The 26,008-nt window shown below is 66.1% G+C and carries 19 protein-coding genes and 1 riboswitch; of the genes, 12 read left to right on the plus strand and 7 right to left on the minus strand.

Annotated elements, in window-relative coordinates:
• Positions 1-17 precede the first annotated feature (17 nt).
• The 3 genes from J2T07_RS07610 to J2T07_RS07620 are packed head-to-tail and all read left to right on the plus strand — an operon-like array spanning position 18 to position 4,251.
• Positions 18-1,478, plus strand: a complete 1,461-nt coding sequence (locus J2T07_RS07610) for an efflux transporter outer membrane subunit (RefSeq protein WP_306848680.1) — start codon at positions 18-20, stop codon at positions 1,476-1,478.
• A 24-nt stretch (positions 1,479-1,502) separates the two neighbouring features.
• Complete coding sequence (locus J2T07_RS07615) at positions 1,503-2,714, plus strand: efflux RND transporter periplasmic adaptor subunit (protein ID WP_306848683.1); 1,212 nt, start codon at positions 1,503-1,505, stop codon at positions 2,712-2,714.
• 10 nt (positions 2,715-2,724) lie between these two features.
• Positions 2,725-4,251, plus strand: a complete 1,527-nt coding sequence (locus tag J2T07_RS07620) for a DHA2 family efflux MFS transporter permease subunit (RefSeq protein WP_306848685.1) — start codon at positions 2,725-2,727, stop codon at positions 4,249-4,251.
• A 68-nt stretch (positions 4,252-4,319) separates the two neighbouring features.
• Here the strand turns inward: J2T07_RS07620 and J2T07_RS07625 are convergent, their stop codons facing one another.
• Positions 4,320-4,853 carry an acyloxyacyl hydrolase gene (locus tag J2T07_RS07625; protein ID WP_306848687.1) on the minus strand — a complete coding sequence of 178 codons (534 nt, stop codon included), beginning with the start codon at positions 4,851-4,853 and terminating at the stop codon, positions 4,320-4,322.
• 249 nt (positions 4,854-5,102) lie between these two features.
• On the opposite strand from J2T07_RS07625, the gene J2T07_RS07630 reads away from it, so the two are divergent.
• The gene (locus J2T07_RS07630; RefSeq protein ID WP_306848689.1) at positions 5,103-5,495 is read left to right on the plus strand and encodes a VOC family protein; all 393 of its coding nucleotides are present in this window, start codon (positions 5,103-5,105) and stop codon (positions 5,493-5,495) included.
• 144 nt (positions 5,496-5,639) lie between these two features.
• Positions 5,640-6,416, plus strand: a complete 777-nt coding sequence (locus tag J2T07_RS07635; RefSeq protein ID WP_306848691.1) for a dioxygenase family protein — start codon at positions 5,640-5,642, stop codon at positions 6,414-6,416.
• Between the two features lie 9 nt (positions 6,417-6,425).
• Here the strand turns inward: J2T07_RS07635 and J2T07_RS07640 are convergent, their stop codons facing one another.
• Entirely contained in the window at positions 6,426-7,202 is a 777-nt protein-coding gene (locus J2T07_RS07640) for an SDR family oxidoreductase (RefSeq protein WP_306848693.1), read from the minus strand.
• 107 nt (positions 7,203-7,309) lie between these two features.
• Between J2T07_RS07640 and J2T07_RS07645 the strand changes: the two genes are divergently transcribed.
• Both J2T07_RS07645 and J2T07_RS07650 read left to right on the plus strand, forming a co-directional pair.
• Positions 7,310-8,218: a LysR family transcriptional regulator gene (locus J2T07_RS07645; RefSeq protein WP_306848695.1), complete on the plus strand. Its 909-nt coding sequence runs from the start codon at positions 7,310-7,312 to the stop codon at positions 8,216-8,218.
• Positions 8,219-8,294: 76 nt separating this feature from the next.
• Positions 8,295-8,855, plus strand: coding sequence for a DUF2239 family protein (locus tag J2T07_RS07650; RefSeq protein WP_306848697.1), 561 nt, complete (start codon positions 8,295-8,297; stop codon positions 8,853-8,855).
• Positions 8,856-9,095: 240 nt separating this feature from the next.
• On the opposite strand, the gene J2T07_RS07655 is transcribed toward J2T07_RS07650, so the two are convergent.
• Together J2T07_RS07655 and J2T07_RS07660 are read right to left on the minus strand one after the other, a co-directional pair.
• Positions 9,096-12,248 carry an efflux RND transporter permease subunit gene (locus J2T07_RS07655; RefSeq protein WP_306848699.1) on the minus strand — a complete coding sequence of 1,051 codons (3,153 nt, stop codon included), beginning with the start codon at positions 12,246-12,248 and terminating at the stop codon, positions 9,096-9,098.
• 130 nt (positions 12,249-12,378) lie between these two features.
• Complete coding sequence (locus J2T07_RS07660) at positions 12,379-14,265, minus strand: TonB-dependent receptor domain-containing protein (RefSeq protein ID WP_306848700.1); 1,887 nt, start codon at positions 14,263-14,265, stop codon at positions 12,379-12,381.
• Between the two features lie 145 nt (positions 14,266-14,410).
• Positions 14,411-14,653, minus strand: a riboswitch (cobalamin riboswitch).
• A 243-nt stretch (positions 14,654-14,896) separates the two neighbouring features.
• Between J2T07_RS07660 and J2T07_RS07665 the strand changes: the two genes are divergently transcribed.
• Positions 14,897-17,911: a TonB-dependent receptor gene (locus J2T07_RS07665; RefSeq protein ID WP_306848703.1), complete on the plus strand. Its 3,015-nt coding sequence runs from the start codon at positions 14,897-14,899 to the stop codon at positions 17,909-17,911.
• Positions 17,912-18,067: 156 nt separating this feature from the next.
• On the opposite strand, the gene nagA is transcribed toward J2T07_RS07665, so the two are convergent.
• From nagA to J2T07_RS07680, 3 genes are all read right to left on the minus strand, one after another.
• Positions 18,068-19,213: an N-acetylglucosamine-6-phosphate deacetylase gene (nagA, locus tag J2T07_RS07670; RefSeq protein ID WP_306848705.1), complete on the minus strand. Its 1,146-nt coding sequence runs from the start codon at positions 19,211-19,213 to the stop codon at positions 18,068-18,070.
• Between the two features lie 66 nt (positions 19,214-19,279).
• Complete coding sequence (locus J2T07_RS07675; protein WP_306848707.1) at positions 19,280-20,314, minus strand: SIS domain-containing protein; 1,035 nt, start codon at positions 20,312-20,314, stop codon at positions 19,280-19,282.
• A gap of 16 nt (positions 20,315-20,330) precedes the next feature.
• Entirely contained in the window at positions 20,331-21,083 is a 753-nt protein-coding gene (locus J2T07_RS07680) for a GntR family transcriptional regulator (RefSeq protein ID WP_306848709.1), read from the minus strand.
• 238 nt (positions 21,084-21,321) lie between these two features.
• On the opposite strand from J2T07_RS07680, the gene zwf reads away from it, so the two are divergent.
• From zwf to eda, 4 genes are read left to right on the plus strand one after another with little or no spacing between them, the layout of a single operon-like run.
• Positions 21,322-22,794, plus strand: coding sequence for a glucose-6-phosphate dehydrogenase (gene zwf, locus J2T07_RS07685; RefSeq protein ID WP_306848711.1), 1,473 nt, complete (start codon positions 21,322-21,324; stop codon positions 22,792-22,794).
• Entirely contained in the window at positions 22,791-23,492 is a 702-nt protein-coding gene (pgl, locus tag J2T07_RS07690; protein ID WP_306848713.1) for a 6-phosphogluconolactonase, read from the plus strand. Before zwf ends, pgl begins: the two co-directional genes overlap by 4 nt.
• Positions 23,493-23,496: 4 nt before the next feature.
• Positions 23,497-25,308, plus strand: a complete 1,812-nt coding sequence (gene edd / locus J2T07_RS07695) for a phosphogluconate dehydratase (RefSeq protein WP_306848714.1) — start codon at positions 23,497-23,499, stop codon at positions 25,306-25,308.
• Positions 25,309-25,327: 19 nt separating this feature from the next.
• Positions 25,328-25,978, plus strand: a complete 651-nt coding sequence (gene eda / locus J2T07_RS07700; protein ID WP_306848716.1) for a bifunctional 4-hydroxy-2-oxoglutarate aldolase/2-dehydro-3-deoxy-phosphogluconate aldolase — start codon at positions 25,328-25,330, stop codon at positions 25,976-25,978.
• The last annotated feature ends 30 nt before the right edge of the window (positions 25,979-26,008 follow it).

Genomic DNA, 26,008 nt, shown 5'->3' on the forward strand with positions numbered 1-26,008 from the left:
CTGTCGAGGCAAAACTCATGCGTCTGCACACTCTCGTGGCGGCCGTCGGGGCCGCGTTGATCCTTTCCGGCTGCGTGACCAGCCGTGGCCTGGATCCGCAGGGCCAGCTGACCGATCCGGCCACCCTTCACGCCGACCGAAGCCTGGCCAAGGCGCAGGTCTCCCCGGCGAACTGGCCGGCGGCGGACTGGTGGACCGGTCTGGGCGACAGCCAGCTCGGCGCGCTCATCGAGGAAGCCCTGAAAGACAATCCCGACCTCGCCTCGGCAGATGCGCGTGTGCGTCAGGCCCAGGCGCAGAGTGGCGCGGCCGACGCCTCGCGCGATCCCACCTTCAGCGTCGGCGGCGGTGTCGCCGGCGCGCATCTTCCCGGCACGTTGTTCCCCGCGCCGCTGGGTAACCATTTCAGCTGGACGAAGTACGGCTACGGCAACTTCAACTGGGACCTCGACCTGTGGGGCGGCAAGCGCGCCGCGTGGGAGGCCGCGCTCGGCTCGCAGCGTGCGGCGGAGATCGACGCCCGCGCCGCGCGCATCGAGATCTCGACCAATGTCGCGCGTGCCTACGTGCAGCTCGGTTATGCCTTCACCCAGATGGACGTGGCGCAGGCCGAGCTCGACCGCAGCCACGCGTCGCGCGACCTCACCCGTCAGCGCGTCGCCGCCGGCGTCGACAACCAGATCCAGATCAAGCAGTCCGACACCGAGGTCGCCACGGCCGAGCGTGAAATGGCCGTGGCCCAACGTGCCATCGATTCGGCCCGCAGCACGCTGAGCGTGTTGCTAGGCAAGGGGCCGGACCGTGGGCTCGACATCGGCCGACCGGCGGTGCTGACGCCGTCGGCCGTCGCGGTGCCGGCCAACCTGCCGGCGGACCTGCTCGGCCATCGCGCCGACCTCGTCGCCGCGCGCTGGCGAGTGGAAGCGGCCTCGAAGGACATCGCCGCGGCGAAGACGGAATTCCTGCCCAACGTCAGCCTCGGCATCCTCGCCGCGCAGGTGGCGGGTGGTTCGGAAAACCTGTTCGCGTCGCGTGCCCGCTTCTGGCAGGTGTTGCCGGCTTTCAGCCTGCCGATCTTCGATGGAGGCCGCCTTCGCGCGAACCTTGCCGGGAAGGATGCGGAATACGACCTTGCCGTGGCTCAGTACAACAAGACGTTGGTGGGCGCGCTGAATGAAGTCGCCGACGATCTCTCCGCGCTGGATTCCTTCGGTACGCAGATCGCCGCGCAGCAGCGCGCGGAGGATGCCGCCCAGCAGGCGTACGACCTTTCACAGCAGCGCTACAAGGCCGGTGTCGGCAGCTACCTGGAATCGCTCATCGTGCGCCAGCAACTGCTTCAGGCCCAGCAGCGCATGGCCGCGCTCCGCGCACAGCAGGTCGACACCTCCGTCCAACTGATCCAGGCGCTGGGTGGCGGATTCCGTCCCGAGGCGGACGACCAGCCTGTCGCCGCCGCCACGCCGGCCCATCACTAAGAACACGTCCCGAGGCACCCAACGATGTCACAAGAAACCACCGCCCCTGCCGGCGCCGTCGTGGCGCCGGCACCGAAGAGCCGTCGCGGCTTCTTCCTCAAGCTCCTTGTCCTGGTGCTCGTCCTGGCCGCCATCGGTTGGACCGTCTGGTATTTCGTGGACGGGCGCTGGTACGAGGACACCGACGACGCCTACGTCAATGGCAACGTCGTGCAGATCACGCCGCAGATCGCCGGCACCGTCACCTCGATCGGTGCGGACGACGGCGACCTGGTGCACCAGGGCGACGTGCTGGTGAAGCTCGATCCGAGCGACGCCGAAGTGGCCCTGGAAAGCGCGCGCGCCAACCTCGCCAATACCGTGCGCCGCGTGCGCGGCCTGTACAACAACGTGGCTTCGGCGCAGGCCGATGTGGCCGTGCGCCAGACCGCCGTGGCGCGTGCCCGTGCCGACTACAACCGCCGCCGCGATCTCGCCAAGTCTGGCGCGATCTCAGCCGAGGAACTGTCGCACGCCCTGGATACGCTGACCTCCGCCGAGGACAGCCTGTCTTCGGCCAAGCAGGCGTACAGCAGCAGCAAGGTCCTGGTCGACGACACCGTCGTCGCCTCGCATCCGGACGTGCGCGCCGCCGCCGCCAAGCTGCGCTCGGCGTACCTCGACGACGTGCGTTCCACGCTGATCGCTCCCGTCGACGGCTATGTCGCCAAGCGCACCGTGCAGGTGGGCCAGCGCGTGCAGCCGGGTGCGGCGCTGATGGCCGTGGTGCCGTTGCACCAGGTATGGATCGACGCGAACTTCAAGGAAACCCAGTTGACCCACATGCGCATCGGCCAGCCGGTCGATGTGACCGCCGACGTCTACGGCAGCGACATCGTCTACAAGGCCAGGGTTCGCAGCCTCGGCGTCGGCAGTGGCAGCGCTTTCTCGATCCTGCCGGCGCAGAACGCCACGGGCAACTGGATCAAGATCGTGCAGCGCGTGCCGGTCCGCGTCGTGTTCACCGATCCCAAGCAGCTGGAAGAAAAGCCGCTGCGTCTCGGCCTGTCTACCAAGGTCACGGTGTCGCTGCACGACCAGAGTGGTCCGCTGCTGGCGAAGCAGGCGCCCACCGCGCCGGAGTTCTCCACGCCGATCTACGACAAGCAGCTCGCCGATGCCGACAAGGACATCGCTCGCGTGATCCACGAGAACGCCTCCGCCGGCGAAGGCGAGCAACAGCAGGCCCCGAAGTAAGGGAGCGGCCATGAGCACCGAATTTCGACCGCCGAACCTGGCGCTGTCCACGGTCGGGCTGTCGCTCGCGACCTTCATGCAGGTGCTCGACACCACGATCGCGAACGTCTCGCTGCCGACCATCGCCGGCAACCTGGGCGTCAGCTCCAACCAGAGCACCTGGGTCATCACCTCGTTCGCGGTGAGCAACGCGATCGCCTTGCCGCTGACCGGCTTCCTCACCCGGCGTTTCGGTGAAACGAAGCTGTTCGTCTGGGCGACGCTGTTGTTCTCGCTTGCTTCATTCCTGTGCGGCATCGCGCAGAGCATGAGCATGCTCATCCTGTTCCGCGCCATCCAGGGCGCGGTGGCCGGCCCGATGTATCCGATCACGCAGAGCTTGTTGATCTCGATCTATCCACCGGCCAAACGCGGCATGGCGCTGGCATTGCTGGCGATGGTCACCGTCGTCGCGCCCATCGCGGGTCCGATCCTCGGCGGCTGGATCACCGACAACTACACCTGGCCGTGGATCTTCTTCATCAACGTACCGATCGGCATCTTCGCCAGCTTCGTCGTGGCCAACCAGATGAAGGGGCGCCCGGAAGTCACCGAGAAACCCAAGGTCGACTATGTGGGCCTCATCACGTTGATCATCGGCGTGGGAGCGCTGCAGGTCGTGCTCGACAAGGGCAACGACGAAGACTGGTTCTCCTCCACCTTCATCGTCATCACGGCGATCGTCGCGGCGATCGGCCTGATCGTGTTCCTTATCTGGGAACTCACCGACAAGGACCCGATCGTCAACCTGAAGCTGTTCCGCCACCGTAACTTCGCGATGGGCACGTTGTGCCTCGTGCTGGCTTACGCGGCGTTTTTCGCCATCGGCCTGCTCGTGCCGCAATGGTTGCAGCGCAACGTCGGCTATACGTCCACCTGGGCGGGTTTCGCCGCGGCTCCCCTGGGTATCCTGCCGGTGATACTCACGCCCTTCGTGGGCCGCTATGCGCACAAGTTCGACCTGCGCATCCTGGCCTCGGGCGCGTTCATCGTGATGGGTGCGACGTGCTTCATGCGCGCCGACTTTTTCCTGGACATCGACTTCTACAGCGTCGCGATGGTGCAGCTGATCCAGGGCCTGGGCGTGGCGCTGTTCTTCATGCCGGTGCTCAGCATCCTGCTGTCCGACCTGCAACCGCGCGAGATCGCGGCGGGCTCCGGCCTCGCCACCTTCCTGCGCACGCTGGGTGGCAGCTTCGCGGCATCGCTCACCACCTTCCTGTGGGATCACCGCGCGATCGTCCATCACGAAAGGTTGGCCGAACACATCACGCCGTTCGACCCCACGGCGCAACAGGCGCTCACCCAGATCGGTCACGGGGACCCGCAGTACGCGGCGGCGGCGATGAACCAGATGATCACCCAGCAGGGTTACCAGATCTCGTTCAACGAGGTATTCCACCTGCTCGGCTATGTGTTCGTGGCCTTGATCTTCGTGGTATGGCTGGCCAAGCCACCCTTCGCGGCGAAGGCGGGACCGGCAGCCTCGGGTCACTGAGGCCGTTCCCGAAGAACAAAAAAGCCGGCGTTGCGAAACGCCGGCTTTTTTGTTGGTGAGAAACGCGGTCAGATATCGAAGCCGATACCCACCAGGGCCATCGTCTCGCCACGGTTCGGTTCCTTGAAGCTGCCGTTGGAGATATGGCGGATCTGGAAGCTCACGTTCTTGTACTGCCAGCCCAGCGTGCTGACGAATTGGTAAGCGCTGGAGAGCGCCTGGGTGCGGCCGCCCGCCGTGCCCGCCAGCTGGAAGCTGAAGAAAAACGGCTGGTACCAGTCACCGGCGCTGCCGTAGTGGAAGCGCGCGCCGGCGGCGCCGACCCAGACATTGTTCGTCACGCCCGGGTGTGCGTCGCGGTACTCGCCGACGTGACGGCCGCTGATATAGCCGAGCGATACATCCGGCGACCAGGTGAAGCGGCTCTGCCCCATCGCTCGGGGATCGAACACGGCTTCGACGAAGAAGGCATCGGTGCCGTGGCTGTCCATGTAGCTGCGGCCACCCTGGACTTCCAGGTGGGTCTGCGCGGCGGCGGGGACGGTCACGGCGGCGAGGGAGATGGAGGCGAGGACGCCGAGTGCGAGGCGGGACGAGCGCATGGGGAAACAGGCCTTGTAATGGGACGTTAGTGAACTGGATCGTTCGGTAAATAGTGTCCAGTGGGCGTGAATAAAGGGGGGAGGTGCAATTATTTGATTCGCGGCTTCCGGGGGCTTGGTCGGAACCACCTCCAAAGGGGAGGCACGATGTTCAATCGGCCATCGGCGCCAGCCATTCGGATGTATAACCGGGCCCACGGGGTAGCCTGTTCAATCGTTGCGTGGCACTTGGACCATCGAGGCACATCCATGACAGCAATCCTGCAAGCCATCCACCCGGTGCTTATGGCCAAAGACGTGGCCGCGTCGGTGCGGTTCTACCGCGCTCTCGGTTTCAGGCTGTCGTTCCAGGATTCACCCGGCGAGCCAAAATATGCTGGCGTTATCCGCGACAACGTCGAACTGCACCTTCAATGGGGGGACCCGAGTCAATGGACTTACCCGGCGGACCGTCCTGCATACCGGTTCGTTGTGAGTGACGTCGATGCGATCTATCGGGAGTTCCTTGCGAGCGGCGGTATCGAGGCAGCGACGGGCCGGGGCGGCCCTTGGTCGTCACCGGCGGCAACGCCCTGGAGCACCCGCGAGTTCCACGTGGGTGATCCCGGCCAGAACTCGCTCCAGTTCTACCAATCCTTGTAAGGCGCCCCTGGCAATTTCTTCAGTGGCGGCTGCCGTCGTTCGTTCCCGGCGCCAATGTGTTCGCCGCAGGACGATTTATCCGGTGGCTCGGAGTGCCTACATTGAGGCGAGGTGGCATCGCGCCACGTCCCCGGTGATCTTTCCATGTTCCGCGCCCCCGCGATCTTCGTTTCCCATGGTGCTCCCACCTTCGCCCTGGAACCCGGCCTGCTGGGTTCGCGACTGACCGAGCTCGGTCGACGGTTGGCGAGCGCCACGGCCATCGTTGTGGTTTCGCCGCATTGGCAAACCTGCGGCATTCGCGTCACCGGGGCAGCATGGCCGGAAACGATCCACGACTTCGGCGGCTTTCCGCCGCCGCTGTACAGCCTCACGTATCCGTCGCCGGGCTTGCCCGCTCTCGCCGCCGAGACGGCTTCGATGCTTATCGACAGCGGTTTCGCCGCGATGGTGGACGCGGAGCGCGGCTACGACCATGGGACGTGGGTGCCTTTGCGCTACCTGCGACCCGACGCCGACACGCCGGTGATCCAGGTCTCGATGCCACACAACCTCGATGCCGCCGGCGCCCTTCGACTCGGCAAGGCGCTGGCGCCGTTGCGGGATCGCGGCGTCGCGGTGGTGGGCTCGGGCAGTCTCACCCATAACCTGCACGAGGTTCGCCGTGCGGGCGAATCGGCGGCCTATGCGAAGGCGTTCGCGGCGTGGAGCCGCGAGGCCGTGCTGTCGGGCCACGTCGACGCCCTGGTCGACTATCGCCGCCTTGCCCCGAGCGCCATCCGCGCCCATCCGACCGAAGAGCATTACCTTCCCTTGCTGGTGGCGGTGGGCGCCGCCCGTGGCGACACGCCGATGGCGATCGATGGCGGCATCACCTACGGCGTGCTCGCGATGGATTCCTACGCGTGGGGCGTCGCGTAGGAACGTTCCTCAGACCTGCGCCTGCCCACCGTCGACGAACAGTTCCACGCCGGTGATGTAGCTCGCCTCGTCGGAAGCGAGGAAGGACACCGCCTTCGCCACCTCGTCGGGGGTTCCGGTCCGGCCCAGCGGCGTGATGCCTTCCACGTAGGCCGTGTATTCGGCGATCTGCTCGTCGCTCATGCCCAGTTCCGTCTTGTACCCGGGCGTCACGATGACGCCCGGGGCCACCACGTTGACGCGGATGTCGCGGCCCTTGAGGTCACTGGCCCAGGTTCGCGCGAACGAGCGCAGCGCGGCCTTCGTGGCCGCATAGACGCCGAACGCCGCCGGTCCCTTGATCGATACCATGGATCCGTTCAGGACGATCGCCGATCCCGGTCCCATCAGTTCGAGCCCCTTCTGCACGGTGAAGAGCGTGCCCTTCACGTTGATGCCGAAGTATTTGTCGAACTGGGCTTCGGTCACTTGGCCGAGGGCCACGAACTCGCCACCGCCCGCGTTGGCAAACAGGATGTCCAGGCGTCCGCTTTGACGGCGGATCGTGTCGAAGATGCGGTCGAGGTCGGCGGCCCGGGCGATATCACCCTGGATCGCGGTGACGCCGAGCTTCGCGGAGGCGGCGTCGAGCTCGGCCTGTCGGCGACCGGTGATGTAGACCGTGGCGCCTTCGCGTACGAAACGCTCCGCCGTGGCCAGGCCGATGCCGGAACTGCCGCCGGTGACGAGCACGATCTTGCCGGCGTGGCGCGAGGTATGGACGTTGCTGGTGTCGAGGGTATGCATGGGAGTTCTCCGAGGCCACCGCGTGGCCGATGAGTCCAATCTAGTTATTCGTCCTCCGTGGATAAATAATCGAACCACGATTTCATTATTCATGTGGGTGAACAACCATGGATCGTCTGCTTGCCATGCGGGTATTCGGCCGCCTCGTCGAGACCGGGGGCTTTGGGCGCGCGGCCGACGCATTGCGCATGCCCAAGTCCACGGTGACCAAGTTGATCCAGGGGCTCGAGGCGGAACTGGGCGTCCGTCTGCTTGAACGCACCACGCGCCGGGTGACGGTGACCGCCGAAGGCGACGCCTACTACGAACGCACCCGCCAATGGCTCGCCGAACTGGACGACTTCGAAACCACGCTCGCCGGTGGCCGCCGCAACCCCGTGGGCAATCTGCGGGTGGATACCGGTGGTTCGGTGGCGGCAGCACTCATCCTGCCCAGGCTCCCGGAATTCCGCGCGCGTTATCCCGGTATCCGCGTGCAGCTGGGGGTGACCGACCGGACCGTGGACCTGATCGGCGAGGGCATCGACTGCGCCATTCGCAGCACCGCCGACGATCCGAACCTAGTGACCCGGCAAATCGCCGAATTGCCCTGGATGTTGTGTGCCACGCCCGGTTACCTTGCGCGCCGTGGAACGCCGGCCGTTCCGGTGGACATCCTGCGTGAGGGCCATGATGTGATCGGCTATTTCTCCGCGCGCAGCGGCCGCACCCAGCCGCTGAGGTTTCGCGAGGACGCGCGCGAGACCCTGATCGAGGTGAAGGCGGCCGTCGAGGTCAACGAGAGCAACGCCCGCACGGCGGCGGTGATGGCAGGCCTGGGGCTGGCGCAAACCCTGGCGTTCACGACGAACGAACACGTCGCTCGCGGACGCCTGGTTAGCCTGCTGCCGGAATATCAGCCCGTTCCTTTGCCGGTGTATCTCGTCTATCCGCCGGAGCGCAGGCACAACGCCCGGCTGCGGGCCTTCGTGGACTGGATCGCCGATGAACTGCCGGCCCAGGCAGCGGGGCTGTAGAGATTTTTACCCGGAGGTATTGACCTTATATTTAACCCGGGTAATATGTAGACAACTTGAGATCGACGGCAGCACCATGTCCACTTACACCGCTTTCCTCGAACATCGACACCTCGCGGCTGGCTCGCTCGCCGTGGTGGCCGAGCGCTGCAAGATGCTGCTCGACAGCGATCCCGGCGCCACGCCGATCATCTACGACGACAGCACCGGCCGGCCCGTCGATATCGACTACCGTGGCACCGTCCACGATGTGCTCGCGCGGTTACCGGGGTTCGACCCGGTGGCGAAGCGTGGGCCGGGCCGGCCGAAGCTGGGCGTCGTGGCCCGCGAGGTGACCTTGCTTCCGCGGCACTGGGAATGGTTGGCCAACCAACCCGGCGGCGCATCCGTCGCCTTGCGCCGTCTCGTCGAAACGGCCAGCCGCGATGGAGCGCCAGCCGATCGCGTGCGGCAGGCGCGCGAGGCGGTGGACCGGGTGATGTCGGCGCTCGCCGGCAACCTGCCCGGGTATGAAGAAGCCTCGCGGGCTTTCCATCGTCACGAGACCGAGCGGTTCGAAGCCCTCATCCATGATTGGCCCCAAGACGTGCGCGACTACGTGCATATGCTGGCGTCGCGCGCTATTGGCGAGGGATAAGGTGGGAGCCGACCCTGTCGGCGATGGGTGCTTGCGTCAACCTGGCCCGCTGCCGCGGGATCGCCGACGAAGTCGGCTCCCACAAGGTCTGCTTCGACCCGGACTGCTCAACGTGAAGAGTGGCGAGTTCCCCTGTTGTGGGAGCCGCTTCAGCGGCGATGGGTGCTTGCGTCAATCTGGCCCGCTGCCGCGGGATCGCCGACGAAGTCGGCTCCCACAGGGTCGGCTCCCAGCAGTCATCTAGCCTCTAGCCTTGCGGATCTTCAACCAGCGCTTGTACCGGCGCTTCAGCTTGCGACGGTATTTGCGCTCCTTGCGATCGTGGTTCCACAGGTAGATCGCGGGCGTGCTGAGCAAGGTGAGCAACTGCGACACGAGCAGGCCGCCGACGATGGCGATGCCCAGTGGGCGGCGCATCTCCGAACCCACGCCGAAGCCGATCGCCAGCGGCAGGGCCGCGCCCATCGCCACCAGCGTGGTCATGGTGATCGGGCGGAAGCGCACCAGCGCCGCCTGGCGGATGGCTTCCACCGGTGACATGCCGTGCTCGCGCTGTGCGACCAGGGCGAAGTCCACCATGAGGATCGCGTTCTTCTTCACGATGCCGATCAGCAGCAACACCGAGATGATCGCCATGAGGGTGAGCTGGGTCTGAGTGACCAGCATGGCGAGGAAGGCACCGGCGCCCGCGGCCGGCAAGGTCGAGATGATGGTCAGCGGATGGCCCAGGCTCTCGTACAGGATGCCGAGCACGATGTAGACGGCGAGAATGGCGCCGATCAGCAGCACCATGCCGTTCGACTGCGCGTCACGCAGGCGCTGGTTCGCGCCGGTGAAGTCCATGCGGACACCTTCGGGCAGGTTGATCGCATGCACCGCCTGTTCGACCAGGGTGTTGCCCTTGTCCGCCGTGATTTTCGGCGCGAGGTTGTAGGTGATATCCGCCGATTCGAGCTGGTTCTGGTGGGTCACCGCGCTCGGCACCGCGACTGGCGCGATCTTTGCGACGGCCGACAACGGGATCATCGTGCCCACGCTGTTCTTCACGTAGGTGTTGAGCAAGGCATCCGGGCTGAGTGTCTGCGCGGCCGCGGCCGTCAACACCACCCAGTACTGGTTGATGTCCGAATAGATGATGGAGACCTGGCGCTGGCCGAAGGCGTTGAACAGGGCCGAGTCGATCATGCCCATGCCCACCTGGAGGCGCGAGGCCGCGTCGCGGTCGACCTTCACCATCTGCTGCTTGCCGACGATGTCGAAGTCGCTGCCGACGTCGCGGAACTCCTTCATGTTGCGCATCTGGCGCACGAGCTTCAGCACCCAGGGCTGCAGGTCCTCGCCGCCGGTGCTGATCAATTGGAACGAGTACTGGCCGCGATTGCTGTTGCCGCCACCACCGCCGAGGAACTGCACGGGGTTCATGAAGACCTGGACATCGGAAAACTTCTCGTACTCCTTGCCAAGCCTGTCCATGATCTCCTTGATCGATTCCTTGCGCTGGCCGGGACCGCTGCCCTTGGGCTTGAGGTCGACGAACATCAGGCCCTGGTTGCCCACGGCGCCACCGTTGTCGCCGCCGAGGATCGTGGTGACGTCGGCCACCGTGCTGTCGTTCTGCATGAGCTCGCTGACGCGTTTCAGGCGGCGCGTCATCTCATCCGGCGAGATGTTGGCGTCGGCGCTGATCTGTGCCTGCAGCATGCCGGTGTCCTCGTCGGGCATGAAATTGCCGCCGGCCGTCTTCACCACGGCGATGGCCAGCACGACCGTCGCGGCGAGCAGGATCAAAGGCTGCCAGCGCATCAGGCGGCGATGGCGCATCGCCCAGTCGAGCGCACGCTGGTAGACCCCGAGGAAACCCCGGTCGAAACGCTCCAGGGCCAGTTCCCAGCGGCTCGGCTTGCGGTCCGGCGCGTCGTGCTTGAGGTAATGCGCGCACAAGGCCGGCGTGAGGGTCAGCGACACCACCGCCGAGATCAACACCGCGGCGGCAAGCGTCACCGAGAACTCGCGGAGCAGCTTGGTGATCATGTTGTTGCCGAACAGCAGCGGCGCGAACACCGCCACCAGCGACAGCGTGATGGAGATCACCGTGAAACCGATCTCGCGCACGCCTTCCAGTGCCGCGGCCATGGGTTTCGCACCGTTCTCCATGTGCCGGACGATGTTCTCGATGACCACGATGGCGTCATCGACGACGAAGCCGATGCACAGCACCAGTGCCATCAGCGACATCGTGTTCAGGGTATAGCCCAACGTCCACATCACGACGAACGCACCCGCCAGCGACAGCGGCACGCTGAGCGTGGCGATCATCGTCGGCCCCAGACGGCGCAGGAACACCAGCATCACCAGGATGACCATGACGATACTGATCATCAGCGCGACCTTGACCTCGTGCAGTGCGGACTGCGTGGTCTGGGTCAGGTCGAAGATCGGCGTGACCTTCGCATCCGCCGGCAGCAGCGCCTGGAACCGTGGCAACGCCGCACGGATGGCTTCCGCGGTGGCGATGGAGTTCGCCTCCGGGCGCTTGCTGATCTGCATGGTGACCGAGCGCTCGCCCTGGAACCACGCGGCCTGGAACTGGTCCTGCTGCCCGCTGTGGACATTGGCGATGTCCGAGAGCCGTACCGGAACCCCATTGCGCATGGCGATCAGGATATTGGCGAAGTCCTTCGGGTCGCGCAGCCCGTCGTTCGCGATCACCGTCATCTGCGTCTCGCCGTCGGAGAGCACGCCCTGCGGCGAGTTCACGTTGGCGGCCTGCAAGGCGTTGGAGACATCGTTCGCGGTCAGCTGCTTCGCCGCCAGGGCGTTCGTGTCCAGCTCGATGCGCACCGCATGGGGTGTCCCTCCGAACACCTGTACACGCGACACGCCGTCGATCTGTGCCACCGCGGGGCGGATCAGCGTGTCCACCACGTCGTAGAGCTTGTCGGGCGGCATGGTCTTCGAGGTCATCGCGACCAGCAGCACCGGGATCTGGCCGGTGTCGAACTTGAAGTACTGCGGTGGCGAGGGCATGCCGGCGGGGAGGTCGGCGGCCGCCGCGTTGATCGCGGCCTGCACGTCGCGGGCGGCGGCGTCGGTCGAGCGGTCCATGTTGAAGCGGACGCGGACGAAGCCGGAGTTCTCCGTGCTGTTGGAGTACATCTGGTCGACACCCGGGATCTGCCCCAGGTGGCGCTCCAGCGGCGCGATGACCGTCGACGCCATCGTCTGCGCGTTGGCGCCGGGCATCTGCGCCTGGATAAAGACCGCCGGTACCTCGATCGAAGGCAACGCGGCGACGCCCAGCAGCATGTATGCGATCGCGCCGGCGAGGGTCAGGCCCGCCGCAAGCAACGAGGTACCGATCGGCCGGCGAATGAATGGTGCAAAAAAGTTCACGACACTTCCTGTGATCGCGGGAAGGCTCCCCGCGCCCGCGAACTTTATGACGTTCCGCTTGTTTCGTCGCGTGTGCCTTTAGTGGGGGCCCTGCCGGAAGGCAGGGGTGCTCCGTTCATGCGGCGGCGCGTCAGTGCCCGGGTGCGTAGCGGAACGTCAGATAATATGTACGCCCCAACTGGTTGTAGAACGCCGCCGTCTCGTAGCGCTTGTCGGCGACGTTGGCGACCCTGCCCTGCACGCTCCAGTCCGTGTCCAGGTGCCAGGTCGCGCGGAGGTCGGCCGTGGCGTAGCCGCCAAGCCGGCGGGTGTTGGCCGCGTCGTCGTAGCTGTAGCCGGCCGCGTAGACCGAACCGCCCAGGGTGAAGCGGCCGAGGTCCTTGTCCAGGTCCACCCGCGCGGTGCGCTCGGGACGGCGCGCCAGCAGGTTGTCCTCCTGCGCGCCCGAATCCCGGTTCTTCGGCTGTTGAAGCGTGGCATAGGCCCGTACGTGCCAGCCGCCGACGTCGGCGCCGACTTGTCCTTCCAGCCCGCGGATGCGCGCCTTGCTCACGTTTACCGGCAGGAAGTTGGCATCGAAGCCGATCAGGTCGTCGACCGTGGTCTGATAGGCGTTGACCGCCCAGTTCCACACGCCCGGCCGCGCCGAGAGGCCGATCTCGGCCGTGCGCGAGGTCTCGGGGCTCAGGTTCACCGGCGCGCCGTAAGGGTAGAACTCGTCGTTGAACGTGGGCGCATGGAAGGCCGTGCCATACGACGCGGTGATCTTCATGCCGTTGTCGAAGCGGAAACCGTAGGCCGCCGAGCCGGTCGTATGGTTGCCGAACTGGGTGTTGTGGTCGTGGCGCGCCGACAACTGGATCTCGTGCGGACCGAACAGACCCTGGTAGAGCGCGAACACGCCGGTATTGTTCCGTGAGTCCTTGAGGTAATCCGTATCGCTTTTCAGCTTTTCCTGTTGGAAATCCACGCCCGCGCTCAACGTCTGGTCCTTGGCCAGGACGAAGTCGTTCTGCCACGACGCCTGGTTGCGCTTCGAATAGAGGTAACCGACGCGGGCCTTGTCCACGCCGTAATGGACGAAGTCGAGGGTCTTGTCGGCTCCGTTGAGGTAATTGTCGGCACGGTCCTGGTTCTGGCCCAGGCCGAGGGACATGCGCCAGTTCCCAAGGACATCGAACGCCAGCTTCGCCCCGGCGACCTGTTGCGAGCGCCGGGTCAGGTTCTGGAAATCGCCGTCGTATTCGATATCACCCTTGCTGCGCAGCCAGCTGCCGGTCAACTCCGTGCCGTCGTCCCAGCGATAGCCACCCGACAGCGAGCCGTTATAGGTACGGGATGCATCGTGGTCGGGTTCGTCGGTGAAGCAGCCGGCAAAGGCGGCCGCGGTGCCGATGCGGCAGGCGTTGATGCCGGCCGTGTACTGCCCACCCAGGCTGGCGTTGTACCAGCCGTGCTGGCTTCCGCCGGACACGCCCACCTGGCCCGCTGCGTAGCCATGGCTGCCGCCGGTCACCGAGAGCGTCGGCGTGGGCGCTTCGCCGGCCTGGCCGTGGCGGGTGAAGATCTGGATCACGCCGCCGATGGCATCGGACCCGTACAGGGCGGAGCGGGGACCGCGGACGATCTCGATGTGATCGATCTGCTCCACGGGAAGCTGCTCGTAGGCCGGCAGGCCGGCGCCGACGGTGCCCACGCGGACGCCGTCCAGCAACACCAGGGTATGCGACGAATTGGTGCCGCGCATGAACAACGAGGTCTGCTGGCCGATGCCACCGGCATTGGCGATCGTCACGCCGGGCAGGCCGGCAAGCAGGTCCTGCACGCTCACCGGCTGCAGGCGCTCGATGTCCTCGCGGGTGATCAGCGTGACCGGCGCGAGTACCTCGTCCAGTGGCGTGGCGGCGCGATTGGCGGTCACCACGACCGGATCGAGCCGGTCGGGCGCGCCCTCGTCGGCGGCATGGGCCACGGCGATGGAGGACAGCAAGGCCGTCGCGAGCAGGGTCTTCTTCATGGAACCGTCTTCCTCTGCCGACAGGGCGGCAATGTGCGAAGGACGCTCGAGGAGGACGTGCGACGAACGGCGAACGGGCGGGAACCCGGTGGCTGCCCGGATCCGCCCTCCGCGAATCGACCGAAACAGGGACGCCCGCCACGTGGGGCGGGACGCTCATCGGGCCGGTCTCCGGACTCGCGCCAGCCACCGCAGGGTGGCGAAATCGGTGCCTTCCCGCTTGCGCAGTGGCGTGAGCCGATTCCATGAGAAAGGTCTGACGACCTACCCGGATGGACGCTTACCGTTGCGGGGGCAGTGCCGGCCTTGCCACGACGTGGCGCACCGGCTTCCCGTTTCATCCTCTCCAGCCTTGGCCGGTCGGGACACCCGAACCGGTCGATGGTACCCGTCGGGGTCCCCGCTGTCACGGATACTTAACGAAACTCTTAACATGCACTTGACGAACGCAAAATAATTCGATTACAACCGCAACCGATAGCCGTCGGGCGCAAGAAGTTGCGCACGGGGAGCATGAGCAGCCAGGCCGCATCCCGGGGGGGATGGGTACCGGGGCCCATGAGACGGCGTCGAAACGAGTTCGGCCACCGCTTGTGGCCGGCTTATTTGCTGTTTATCGGGGAGACAAGACATGCAACGTTCCACCAAGCGTACCGGCGCACTGCGCCGATCGACCCTTTGCACCGCGCTCGCCCTCTGCTTCGCCAGCGGCGCCGTGCTCGCCCAGTCCAATGCTTCCGGTGTCGTGTTCGGCCGCGTCGCGCAGCCTGAAGGCGCCGTCATCCACCTGCAGAACCTGGATACCGGCCTGACCCGCGACGTCGGCGTCGACGCCGATGGCCGCTACCGCGCCAGCTCGCTGCCGGTCGGCCGCTACAAGGTCACCGTGGAGCGCGGCGGCCAGACCGTCGAGACCCGCGACAATGTCCAGGTGAACCTGGGCGGCGGCGTCGACGTGTCCTTCGCGGGCGCTTCCACCACCACCGCCGAGGCACAGAATCTCGAAGGCGTGCAGGTCACCGGCAACGTGCTTCCCGCGATCGACGTGTCGCAGGTGGACTCGCGCACGGTGCTGACTTCGGAACAGCTGCAGAAGCTGCCGCTCGCTCGTGACGTCACCGCCGCCGCACTGCTCGCGCCGGGCGTCATCTCCGGCGACAGCCGCTACGGTAACGTGGCCTCGTTCGGTGGTTCGTCGGCTTCGGAGAACCAGTACTACATCAACGGTTACTCCGTCACGAACGCGCTTACCGGCCTCGGCTTCACGAGCCTGCCTTACGATGCGATCGACCAGCAGCAGATCTTCACCGGCGGCTACGGCGCGGAATACGGCCGCTCCACGGGCGGCGTGATCAACATCGTGTCCAAGCGTGGCGGTAACACCTGGAAGGGTGGCGTCGGCATGTACATCCAGCCGAACGGTGCGCGCCAGTCGCCGCGCAACATCTACCGCACGAACGGCCAGTTGTTCCAGAACCGTGGCGGCAACGAACGCAGTGACACGCAATACACCGCCTATATCAGCGGTCCGTTGATCAAGGACAAGCTGTTCTTCTTCGGTGCCGGCGATTTCACTCGTACCAATACGACCACGACCAGCAGCATCCTCGCTCCACAGCGCACGAATCAGACGCAGAAGGCGACGAAGTGGTTGGGCAAGATCGACTGGAATATCACCGATAACCACCTGCTCGAATTGACCGGCATCGGCGACAAGACCAACACCGAGCGTAGCGTCTACGCCTACAACTATGCGACGCGCAGCCGCGGTAACTATCTGGGCACGGACAACCTCAAGAATTTCGACGCGGGCGCGGGTTCGGCCCCCGGCGGCGATGTCTACATCGGAAAATACACTGGCTACATCACGGACGACCTGACGGTTAATGCTCTGTACGGTCACACCACGACCAATCACGAGCGCGATATCGGATACTCCGGCTCGGCCAATTGTCCGTGGATCACCGATAACCGGCGCGGCATCGCCAACCCCATCACTGGTTGCGGCCTGGTGAATGGCACCGTGCTGAACGCAGGCGCGAAGGACAAGACCCACGGCTGGCGTCTCGACGTCGAATACCACGCGGGCGACCACGATCTGCGCGCGGGTCTGGACAACCAGACCCTGGAATCGACCTCGGGCCAGATATACGAGGGTGGCTATCGCTGGGTTTATCGCAATGCGGGCCGGGTCACCGGTCGCCCGGATATCGTTCCGCCGCCGGGCACCACGTACGTCGTTGAAAAGCGTCTCTTCGAGACGGGCGCCACGGTCAAGACCGAACAGGAAGCTCAGTTCATCGAAGATAACTGGCAGGTCACTGATCGCTGGAGGATCTACGTCGGCCTTCGCAACGAGCAGTTCAAGAACTTGAATGGCGACGGCACCACCTACGTCAAGCAACGCCACCAGCTCGCGCCTCGCCTGGGCGCCACCTGGGACGTCTTTGGCGACTCTACGTTCAAGATCTACGCGAATGCCGGTCGCTACCACTTGGCCATTCCGTCGAACGTCGCGATTCGCGGAGCCTCCGCGTCGACCTACTACAGCGAGTACTACACCTACGGTGGCGTGGGTCCGAACGGCGAGCCGACCGGCCTCACCCAGCTGGGTAGCCGCGCTTACCTCAACGGCGAGGACGGCACCACACCCGATCCGAAGACCGTCGCCGCCAAGGGTATCGACGCGTATTACCAGGACGAGTACATCCTGGGCTTCGACAAGGCGATCAACGAGAACTGGAGCTTCGGCGCGAAGGCTACGTATCGCAAGCTGAAGAGCTCGATCGACGACTTCTGCGATTCGCGTCCGTTCGAAGCGTATGCCGCGCGCAACAACATCGACATCAGCAATGCATCGTTGCCGGGCTGCTACTTGTTCAATCCGGGCAAGTCGAACGAATTCCTGGTCGACGTCGGCGGTGGCAACTACGTTCCGTTCAATCTTCGCAAGGACGACTTCACCTCGCCCGAAGGTGTGGCATTCCCTGACCTGAAACGCAGCTACTACTCGCTCGATCTCTACCTCGAGCATCACTTCGCGGATGATTGGTACGGCCGCGTCGATTACACCTTCTCGCGCAGCTACGGCAACTCGGAAGGCCAGCTGAAGTCGGATATCGGCCAGCTCGATCCGTCGGTGACCCAGGACTGGGATGCGCCGGAGATCATGCAGTACGCGAATGGTCCGCTGCCCAACGATCGTACGCACCAGTTGAAGGCGTACGGTTACTGGCAGGCTTCGCAGGAATGGCTGCTCGGCGGCAACCTCGCGGTGGCCACGGGCCGTCCGAAGAACTGCATCGGCGTGGATCCGGTCGATGCGATCCAGTACGGCGCCTCGTACTTCGAGTGCGGCTTCCAGCCGTCGCCGCGCGGTTCGAAGGGCCGCCTGCCCTACACCTGGAACCTCGACCTGAACGCCGAATACCGTCCGCTGTGGGCCGGTGACAGGCAGCCGTTGGCATTCACCGCCACGGTGTTCAATGTCGTCGGCAGCCAGCGTCCGGTGGGCCAGATCGACGTCGGCGAGACGGGTACGGTGGCGAACGGCGTGCCGGTGGTCAGCGACGACTATCGCCGTCCGATTGCTTTCCAGAACCCGCGTTACCTGCGTCTGGGCGTGCGTTACGACTTCTCGCTCTAAGCAGCGGGAACAGCAGCGCGCCCGGACGACGTATCCGGGCGCGCGACGAGATCTCCCTGGAACTGGCCGGCGCGGAGCGCCGGCCTTTTTTGTCGTAGGGACTGTTGTTGTGGGAGCCGCTTCAGCGGCGATGGTTGCTTGCCCCGGTTACAGGTATCAGCCGAAGACTTTCGTGCCGCCGATCCACGTCTCCGCGACATGGTGGCTGTCGTCCATCACCACGAAGTCGGCGCGGTAGCCGGCGGCGATGTGGCCGTGGCTGGCGCCGAGGCCCAGGAAATCGGCTGGGTACGTGGACGCCATGCGCGCGGCTTCGTCGTAGGCGACGCCGACCATGCCGACCGTGTTGCGTACCGCCGTCGCCATGTCCAGCGCGGAGCCCGCGAGCGTGCCGTCCGCCGTCTGGCAGACGCCGTCGCGCACGGTGATGGTTTCACCCTTGAGCACGAAGCTCGGGTTGTCGGAGCCGACCGGCGGCATCGCGTCGGTCACCAGCATCATCTTCTCGCGCGCCTTCGCGGCGATGGCTACGCGCAGCGACGCAGGGTGCACGTGATGGCCGTCGACGATCAGGCCGCACCAACTGGCGGCATCCTCCAGTGCGGCGCCGACCACGCCGGGTTCGCGGCTGGTGAACGGCGTCATCGCATTGAACAGGTGGGTGAAGCCGCGCACGCCCTTGGCAAGGGCTCCGCGCGTGGTCTCGTAGTCGGCGGCGGTGTGGCCGGTGGCGACGATCACACCGTGCGACACCAGTTGTTCGAGCACGTCGTCCGACGCGCGTTCCGGCGCGAGGGTGAGCAGGGTGACGCCGCCATGGCGCCGCGCGACCATCGCTATGTCGTCGGCACCGGCGATGCGGAACTTGGCGGCGTCATGAACGCCCTTGCGCTCGGGTGCGATGAACGGTCCTTCGAGATGGATGCCGAGCACGCCGGGCACGCCCTGCTCCACCGCCGCGTTCACGGCGTCGATGGCCTTCGCCATCACCTCGGCGTCGTCGCTGATCAGCGTGGGCAGGAAACCGGTGGTGCCGAACTTCGCGTGCGCTTCGCCGATCGTGCGAATGGTCTCCACCGTGGGTGCGTCGTTGAACAGCGCGCCGCCGCCACCATTGACCTGGCAATCGATGAAACCGGGCAGCAGCGTGCGGCCGCCGAGGTCGTGGCGTTCCGCGGCGCGCACACGCGGATCCGACGGCAACGCCAATCCCGTGATGGTGCCGCCGTCGACCAGCACGGCGAAGCCGCCCTGGAATCCGTTATCGGTGAGTACGCGACCGTTGACGAGGGCGATGGTCATTAGCGTGTTCCTTTATCTGAAACTTTTCGTGGGAGCCGGTGTTCCACCCGAAGGGTGTTCTCGACGTCAGACCGTCTCCGTCACCTTGTTCAGGTGCGGCGGGACATCGGGATTGAAACCGCGCTTCAGGGAAAGCGCCGCGGTGGCGCGATAGAAGCTCTGTACGGCGAGCAGCGGCGCGCTGATCGGCGCGGATGCCACCAGCGGCAGCACGCCCTCGCCCGTCGCGCCTGGCGCGGCGATCCAGACCTTGGCGTCGCGCTTGCGGAATTCGGCGGCGACGTCGAGCACGCCTGGCAGCGTGTCGTCGTTCTGTGCGAAGAACAGCACCGGGAAGTCCGGGCCCACGAGCGCCATCGGTCCGTGCTTGACCTCGGCCGAACTGAACGCCTCGGCATGCAGACCGCAGGTTTCCTTGAACTTCAGCGCCGCTTCGAGGGCCCCGGCGAAGCCGAAGCCACGGCCGACCACGAAGAGGTTGTGCGCGTCGACGAGGCCATCCGTGAGTGCCGACCAGTCCGCGTCCCAACCTTCGCGCAGCTGCGCGGGCAACGCGGTGAGCGCGTCGCCGATGGCGGCGCTTCCGCTCCAGCGCGCGGCGATGTGAAGGATGGCGAACAACGCGCCGAGGTAGCTCTTCGTCGCGGCGACGCTCTTCTCCGGGCCCGCATGCAGGGGCACGACCACGTCGGCGACGGCGGCGAGCGGCGAATCGACCACGTTCACCAGCGCCACGACATAGGCGCCGGCTTTCTTCGCCGCGTCAGCGTTGCGGACCAGGTCGGGGCTCTTGCCCGATTGGGATACGGCGACATAGAGCGCGCCGTCGAGGTGCTGCGTGGCGTGGTAGATGGACGTCACCGACGGCGAGGCCGACGCGGTGACGACGCCGAGTTGGGTCTCGAACACGTACTTGGCATACATCGCCGCGTGATCGGAGCTGCCGCGCGCGCAGGTGATCACCATGCGCGGCGGGTTCGCGCGCAGGCGTCCGGCGAGCGCACCGATCACTTCTTCGTTGTGCGCCAGTTGCCGCTCGACGACCTCGGCGGTCTCGTGCGCTTCGCGGAACATCAGGGTGTCTTGCGGCTGGATCGTCATGGCGTGGTTGGGCTCTTCAGTCGCTTTGCAGTTCCGCGACGAAATCGTAGATATCGCCGCGGTACCAGGAACAGGTGAATTCGACGATGCGGCCATCTTCGAGGAAGCTGCGCCGTTCGATGTTGAGGCCGGCACTGCCGGCACCGAGGCGGAGCAGGCGGGTCTGCGCGGGTCCGAGTACCACGGCGCGCAGGCGTTGCAGCGCGCGCAGCGGGCGGTTGCCGAGCTTGTCGAGCGCTTCGTAGAGCGAATCCTCCACGAGGTTCGGATCGGGCAGGAGGTCCAGCGGCACCGCGCTGCGCTCGATCGCCAGCGGTTCGTCGCCCGCGTAGCGCAGGCGATGCAGGCGCACCACGAGCGTGCCCGGCGAGAGGTTCATCGCCATGGCTTCCTCCGGCGTGACCTCGCCGATGCCACGCTCGAAAAACTCGGAGCGGGGATTCAGGCCACGGGCGCGCAGGTCCTCGGTGAAGCTGGTCATCCGCGACAGTGGCTTCACGATGCGCTCGGAGACGAAAGTGCCCGCGCCATGTCGCTGGGTGAGCAGGCCGTCCTCGACCAGCCCACCGATGGCCTTGCGCACGGTGACCCGCGACAGGGTGAGGGCCCTGGCGAGATCGCGTTCGCTGGGCAAGGCATGGCCCACCTGGACCTCGCCGTTCTCGATCACGTTGCGGATCGCCCGGCGCAGGCGCATGTACGCCAGCGGCTGCCGGGTAGCCGGGTCGTGTTGCAGGCGCTGGTATTCGGCGACGAGGGCACTTTCCATCCGCCGAAGATACCAATCCACGACCACTGCGGCAAGACCGCGCAAGCCGGGGCATACCAGCCAACCGTTCAAACGGTCGTTTGCACGATCCAAATGGCGCTAGCAAACGTTTCCAAGCGGTTATCAGGCGGTGAAAGGTGACTAAACGTCGCGGCGAGTGGTACGGGGCTGGTACGTCCTGGTATGTCACTGGTACGATCCGGAGGCATTCCATCCGATCCCTCAAGAGGCCACTGTCGTGAGCGCTCCCCTCCTGCCGATCGAACCGTTCGATCTGGTCATTTTCGGCGGCACCGGCGATCTCGCCGTCCGCAAGTTGTTGCCTGCCATGTACCACCGCTTCGCGGACGGGCAGATCCAGGCGAAGAGCCGCATCATCGGCGTGGCCCGCGAAGGGCTTGATGATGCCGCGTACCGCGAGCAGGTGCGCGCCGCGGTCGAGAAGGGCGTCTCGCACATCGTGCCCGCCCAGCTGGACGCCTTCATCCAGATGATCGGCTACCGCTCGCTCGACGCGCGCAAGGCCGACGGCTGGGATGAATTCGCCGCCCTGATGGCCGCCGAGCCCAGCCACATCCGCGTGTTCTACCTGTCGACCTCGCCGGACATCTTCACCGACATCTGCCAGCGCCTGGGCTCACTCGGGCTCAATGGCGAGCGTTCGCGCGTGGTGCTGGAAAAGCCGATCGGCCGCGACCTCGACAGCGCCAACGCGATCAACGACGCCGTGGCGCGGGTCTTCGGCGAGTCGCAGACGTATCGCATCGACCATTACCTGGGCAAGGAAACGGTGCAGAACCTGCTGGCGTTGCGCTTCGGCAACGCCCTGTTCGAGCCGCTGTGGAACGCCCAGCACATCGACCACGTGCAGATCACCGTGGCCGAAACGGTAGGCGTCGGCCATCGCGCCGGTTATTACGACCGTGCCGGCGCCCTGCGCGACATGGTCCAGAACCACATCCTGCAGCTCCTGTGCATGCTTGCCATGGAGCCGCCGTCGTCGCTGGCGCCGGACGCCGTGCGCGACGAGAAACTGAAGGTGCTGCGTTCGCTGCGCCCGATCGACGCCAGCAACGCGGCACAACTCACCGTGCGTGGCCAGTACCGCGCCGGTGCGGCCGAAGGTCAAGGCGTCCCGGGCTATCTCGACGAGCTCGGCAGCGACCAGTCGAAAACCGAAACCTTCGTCGCCCTCAAGGCGGAGATCGGTAACTGGCGCTGGGCCGGCGTGCCGTTCTACCTGCGCACCGGCAAGCGCCTTCCCAGCCGGGTATCGGAGATCGTGGTGACGTTCCGCGCATTGCCACACTCCATCTTCGATCCCACCAGCGGTCCGCTGTTGCCCAACCGCCTCACGCTGCGCTTGCAGCCGGACGAAGGCGTGAAGCTGTGGCTGACCATCAAGCACCCGGGTCCGGGTGGCCTGCGCCTGCGCCACGTGCCGCTCGACATGAGCTTCGCGGCGGCCTTCGGCGTGCAGCAGCCCGACGCGTACGAACGGCTCATCCTCGATGTCGTGCGTGGCAATCCGACCCTGTTCATGCGCCGCGACGAGGTCGAGGCGGCATGGAACTGGGCCGGTCCCATCCTCGATGCGTGGGAGGCCGGCGGCGACACGCCGAAGCCGTATACCGCGGGCACCTGGGGTCCGAGCGCCGCCGTGGCGCTCATCGAACGCGATGGCCGCACCTGGGCCGAGGACGCCGCATGAACGCAAAAGTGAACCGACACGAATTCGCCGACCGTCTCACCCTCGCCGACAAGCTCGCCCGCGAGGTCGCCGCGAAGCTCGACGCTGCGATCAAGGCACGCGGCAAGGCCACGATCGCCGTTTCGGGCGGCGGCACGCCGAAGGTGATGTTCGCCGTGCTTGCCGAGCAGGAGATCGACTGGTCCAGGGTCACCGTCACGCTGGTCGACGAGCGCTGGGTCGACACCGACAGCGACCGCTCGAATGCGCGCATGGTCTCCAGCACGCTGCTCACCCACGAAGCGCGTGTCGCTTCCTTCCTGCCGCTGTTCGACCGCGCGCACAAGGACGACGTGGACGCCGCGCTCGCCGATGTCGGCAAGCGCGTCGACGCGCTTGGCTCTCCGTTCGACGTCGTATTGCTCGGCATGGGGCCGGATGGCCATACCGCGTCGTTCTTCCCGGGCGGCGATCATCTCGCCGAGGCGCTCGATCTCGCCGGCAAGCAACCCGTGCTGTCGATGCGCGCCGAGGGGGCGGGCGAGCCGCGCATCACGCTCAGCCTGCCGCGTGTACTCGATACGCGCGCGCTGTACCTGCACATCGAAGGCGACGACAAGAAGGACCTGCTGGGCAAGGCCCTGGCCGGCGCGGACTTTCCCATTGCCGCCGTGCTGAAGCAGGATCGCGTGCCGGTCGACGTCTACTGGGCACCGTAACGCCATGAGTATCCATCCCACCCTCGCCGAGGTGACCCGGCGAATCGTCGAGCGTAGCCGCACCTCGCGCGCGGCTTACCTTGCCAAGATCGACGGGGCGCGCGGCAAGGGTGCCAAGCGCCACCACCTGTCGTGCGGCAACCTCGCACACGGCTTCGCCGCCTGCGCGGAGACCGACAAGGACGCGCTGCGCAACGGTCATGCGGCGAACATCGCGATCGTCACCTCGTACAACGACATGCTTTCGGCGCATCAGCCGTATGAGCGCTATCCGGAACTCATCCGCCAGGCCGCCCGCTCGCTCGGTGCCACCGCGCAGGTCGCGGGTGGCGTGCCGGCGATGTGCGACGGCGTGACCCAGGGCCGTCCCGGCATGGAGTTGTCGCTGTTCTCGCGCGACCTCATCGCCATGGCCACGGCGGTTTCGCTTTCGCACGACATGTACGAGGGGGCGTTGTACCTGGGCATCTGCGACAAGATCGTGCCGGGCATGCTGATCGGTGCACTGAGCTTCGGCCACCTTGCCGGTGCCTTCGTGCCCTCGGGTCCGATGCCCTCGGGCATCCCGAACGAGGAGAAGTCGAAGGTGCGCCAGGCGTTCGCCGCCGGCAAGGCCACGCGTGCCGAACTGCTCGAAGCCGAAGCGCGCTCGTACCATGGCTCGGGTACGTGCACCTTCTACGGGACCGCCAACTCCAACCAGATGTTGATGGAGATCATGGGCCTGCACCTGCCTGGCGCGAGCTTCGAGGCACCGGACACGCCGCTGCGCGATGCGCTCACCCGGGCCACCGTGGAACGCGTGCTGGCCATCGATACGCTGGGCGAGCACTACCTGCCCCTGGGTCGTATCGTCGACGAGCGCGCCATCGTCAACGGCGTGGTCGGCCTGCACGCCACGGGCGGTTCCACCAACCACCTGCTGCATCTCGTCGCCATCGCGCGCGCGGCCGGCGTGGAGTTGCGCTGGGACGACTTCGATGCCCTCTCCGCCGTGGTGCCGTTGCTGGCACGCGTGTACCCCAACGGCTATGCCGACGTGAACCACTTCCATGAAGCCGGAGGCATGGGCTTCCTGATCGACCAGCTGCTCGACGCGGGCCTGCTGCACGACGACGTGAACACGATCATGGGTCACGGCCTGCGCCACTACCGCACCACCCCTGTGCTCGAGGACGGAGCACTCGTGTGGAAGCCGGTGTCGAAGGAGAGCGGCAACCGTGGCGTGCTTCGCTCCATCACCGAACCGTTCCGCCACGACGGCGGCTTGCGCATGCTCGACGGCAACATCGGCCGTGGCGTGATCAAGGTGTCCTCGGTGCCGGACGACCGCATGGTCGTCGAGGCCCCCGCGATCGTGTTCGACGAACAGGACGACGTGAAGGCGGCCTTCGACCGTGGCGAGCTCAATCGCGATTTCATCGCGGTGGTCCGCTTCCAGGGGCCTCGTGCGCGTGGCATGCCCGAGCTGCACAAGCTCACGCCGACGCTGAGCCTGTTGCAGGACCGCGGGTACCGCGTGGCCCTGGTCACCGATGGCCGCATGTCCGGCGCATCCGGGCGTGTGCCGGCGGCGATCCACGTCACGCCGGAAGCCGAGGCGGGCGGACCCATCGCACGCATCCGCACGGGCGATCTCGTGCGCGTCGATGCCGTCAACGGCACGCTCCAGGTGCTGGTCGATGCCGACGAGTGGAACAGCCGCGTCCCCGACCACGTCGACCTTGCCGTGCATCACACCGGCATGGGTCGTGAACTCTTCGCCATGTTCCGCCAGTCGGCCGTCACGGCCGATCTGGGCGCGGGCGTCTTTTGATTTACCGGAGCAGTACCTGATGAGTAACGAAGCGAAGCAGAAACTCGTCGAAGCCACGTTGCGCCTCGCGCCGGTGGTTCCCGTGGTGATCATCGACGACGCCTCGAAGGCCGTGGGCATGGCGCGCGCCCTGGTCGCGGGCGGCGTTCCCGCGATCGAGGTGACACTGCGCACGCCCGCCGCCCTGGACGCGGTGCGCGCGATCGCCGCCGAAGTGGAAGGTGCCTTCGTCGGTGTCGGCACGGTGCTTACCGCGCGCGACCTCGAGAACGCATACAAGGCGGGCGCGAAGTTCGCGGTGTCGCCGGGCAGCGCGCCGCGCCTGCTCGATGCGGCGGACGATTCGGAACTGCCCCTGCTGCCGGGCGCGGCGACATCCAGCGAGGCGATGGAGTTGCTCGAGCGCGGCTACCGCTTTCAGAAGTTTTTTCCGGCGGTCCCGGCCGGTGGCGCGAAGCTGATCGGCGCCTGGGCCAGCCCGCTGCCGCAGATCCGGTTTTGCCCGACCGGCGGTATCGGCCTCGCCAATGCGCCCGACTTCCTTGCCTTGCCCAACGTCGTCTGCGTCGGCGGTTCCTGGCTCACCCCTGCCGACAAGTTGGCCGCTTCGGACTGGGCCGGCATCGAAGCCCTCGCACGCGAGGCGGCGACACTGACGCGCAAGGCCTGAGAACCATCGCTGCCTGGGTAGCGCGAAGGT

This window comes from Luteibacter jiangsuensis (genome assembly GCF_030812295.1).
Lineage (GTDB): Bacteria > Pseudomonadota > Gammaproteobacteria > Xanthomonadales > Rhodanobacteraceae > Luteibacter > Luteibacter jiangsuensis_A.